The organism is Desulfatiferula olefinivorans, from assembly GCF_054657895.1.
Genome location: NZ_BAAHXV010000082.1, coordinates 1 through 2,697, shown reverse-complemented (window position 1 = coordinate 2,697; position 2,697 = coordinate 1). Strand labels below are relative to the sequence as shown.

Sequence of the window (2,697 nt, the reverse complement as noted above, 5' to 3'; positions counted from 1 at the left end):
ATTATGGTAAAATCTGTCATGGTCGCCTCCATATCTGTGGTTATATACCCACAATATCACGACCCTTTGACAGATACGGTCAAAGCAAAAACTTACTAGAGCTTCTTAGAGAACCGAAAAAAATATACTTGATTCTCGACACTTGAAGGTCCATCACAGCCATATGGTCAAGGATTGGGTAAAAGAAAATGAGGATGAAATTGAGTTGTTCTTTCTACCATCCTATTCACCGGAATTGAATCCAGACGAGTATCTGATTGTGATTTAAAAGTCGGGGTTCATTTACAAGCGCCTGCGAAGACTGTAGATGAATTGAAATTCAAGGCAATTTCTCATTTGAAAAACCTTCAAAAGCTACCGCTACGCGTTAACAATTACTTCAAACATTCGATGATTGCTTATGCAGCTTGTTGTTGATGTATTTAATAGCCGGTTTAATATCATCATTAATCAAATATATTAGTAGAGTTGCACAATGAAAAAATTCTTAATTAATCTTTTATCTGGTTCCTTTTTTTTAAAAGTTAGTAAAGGTTTGAAAATGCTATATTATCAAGCTCCTGTTGCCTATTATAACCGTAAAATTAATGGGCATCTGCACTTTGTTCGTCATGGTGAAGGGGGGGTAACATTGGCCGGAGATCTCAATTTTTTTTCTATTGATAAAACGAGCCATCTTAAATCAGCCACTTTCATTGAAGCAAGTGGAGGTGTTGAGATCTGCCGATATGTTCATCCTGGGCGGGGACTGACAATTTTTTCCACAAATCATGACTACTATTCACCTGAATTTATACCTTATAATAAAAAATCGATTCCAGGAAAAGTGGTTATCAAGGATTTTGTTTGGTTAGGTGCTAATGTGACCATTCTCCCCGGTGTAACAATTGGAGAAGGCGCAGTGATAGCCGCAGGTGCGGTTGTAACAAAAGACATACCGAAAGGCGCTGTGGCAGGAGGAAATCCAGCGAAAGTCATCAAGTATCGTGATATGGAAAAATTTGAAGTAATAAAAAAGGAAGGTAGATTTTTTTAATTTGATGGAAAATATATCGATTTGCTATAGAATAAGGTGTTGCATTCTTGATTAATATGTTAACCAATCTAAATGGTTAAGGACAATGAAAATGAGTTTTTCACAGAATGTGTACATTATAAAAGAGAGGTTGGTAGTATGTTAACAGGATTTTTAAAGATGACGCGACATCCGTTGGTTGAAATTGAACCGGATACAATACAATCGTTTTTTCTGAACGCAGGACAATATCCTGGGAAAGTCTTGACGGATTCACAGTTGTCTCCAATCTGGAAAAATGTTTTCAATAAATTTGGTGATGATATATTTACATTATTTCAAGATCAAAAATACGACCAACTTGCAACTGCATATGCAAACTACTATACAAATGGAATCTCTGATGGTGCTTGTGCTGGGAAAAAGCTTGATTCATGGGTTCATCGGTTAAAATATACAATTCGAAATGAATTAAGGATCAGGAAATTAATTAATTACTCTAAATTTTTACTTGACTGGCAAAAATTATCTGATACTCAGTTGACTAAATCTTTTGTAGATTTTTTATTCGACAATTATTCTATTCCAGAAAAAATATTAATTGGACAACCCTTTGGCTGGCAGTATGGAAAGAACTTTTTACATGCTGAATTGATAGATCATGTTTATTTTGGCCAATTTATTTTAAGTGCAATTAACTTTACAGGTACAAAGTCCATAGCTTATCTGGGAGATGGCTCAGGATTACTGAGTTCATTTATAAATTCAAATTGTAATGAAATTAAAAGAAAAGTTTATATAGATTTGGCTCAGTATTTGTTTCGACAATATATTGTTAATGATGTAGGAGAAAATGACAAATTTTTATATGCCGAGTCATTTGATGCTGAAAGTTTTCAAGGGATAGACATGCTGATCAACCAGGACTCTTTTCCTGAAATACCCGAGAGCAGTTTGAGAAATTATTTTTCATTGATCCATCAGGGAAAAATTAAATACATCTTTTCATATAATCAGGAAAGCTGTACCCATGGGCATTCTGATTTTAGGTCCATATTAATCGAAAATGGTATGTTGTCGGCATTTCGTACCTTTTCCTCTTTAAGGAAGAATTATTTTATTGAATTGTTTTATAACCCTGAACATAAGTTAGCATAAACATAGAGGTGAACGTATGAATTCCATATGTGAAAGATTCAATTTCTGCTATATTAACCCGGCAATAAAATACATTAATATTATATAGCAAAATGTAATGAATTGTGCTACAACGATTGCATGGAAAAAATTGACGCAAGAAAACATAGCACAGAGGTCCAGCAGCAACTTCGTAATCAGTCCTACGTCTTAGAAAGACAGGCAAGAAATACAAGGAAATATCTGAAATCATAGGTGTGAATGCAGTAACAATTTGTAGGTGGTATAAAACCTATGAACGTGAAGGCAACCCCGCATACAAATTAAAAAGAGAGGACGTTCAAAAGGAAGCCACCGCACTCTGACACCTGAACCCTAAATTCCCGAGTTAATGTAACGAGGCAGGCGGTTTGGCGCCCAATTTGGCGTAGAGTTCCATCTGCAGCTTGGATGTTTCGCCGACTTGTAGCCGTTGACCCGGCGCTTCAAAACATTCAATGATATCAAATTCATCCAAAACTTCATGCAGCGTATGATCTTTGAAC

General features: G+C 35.5%; 4 protein-coding genes. All 4 read left to right on the top strand.

Features of this window, described 5'->3' with window-relative positions; all coding sequences use genetic code 11:
• Nucleotides 1-163 precede the first annotated feature (163 nt).
• The 4 genes from ACYQ11_RS21840 to ACYQ11_RS21825 all read left to right on the top strand — a co-directional run bounded on the left by ACYQ11_RS21840 (nucleotide 164) and on the right by ACYQ11_RS21825 (nucleotide 2,517).
• Nucleotides 164-268 carry a transposase gene (locus ACYQ11_RS21840; RefSeq protein ID WP_459925952.1) on the top strand — a complete coding sequence of 35 codons (105 nt, stop codon included), beginning with the start codon at nucleotides 164-166 and terminating at the stop codon, nucleotides 266-268.
• 207 nt (nucleotides 269-475) lie between these two features.
• A complete protein-coding gene (locus tag ACYQ11_RS21835; protein WP_459925951.1) occupies nucleotides 476-1,036 on the top strand; it encodes an acyltransferase in 561 nt (186 codons plus the stop codon).
• A gap of 72 nt (nucleotides 1,037-1,108) precedes the next feature.
• Nucleotides 1,109-2,173 (top strand): hypothetical protein, encoded by a 1,065-nt coding sequence (locus ACYQ11_RS21830; protein ID WP_459925950.1) that lies wholly within the window; start codon nucleotides 1,109-1,111, stop codon nucleotides 2,171-2,173.
• A gap of 218 nt (nucleotides 2,174-2,391) precedes the next feature.
• On the top strand, nucleotides 2,392-2,517 hold the full coding sequence (locus tag ACYQ11_RS21825; RefSeq protein ID WP_459925953.1) for a hypothetical protein: 126 nt from the start codon (nucleotides 2,392-2,394) through the stop codon (nucleotides 2,515-2,517).
• The last annotated feature ends 180 nt before the right edge of the window (nucleotides 2,518-2,697 follow it).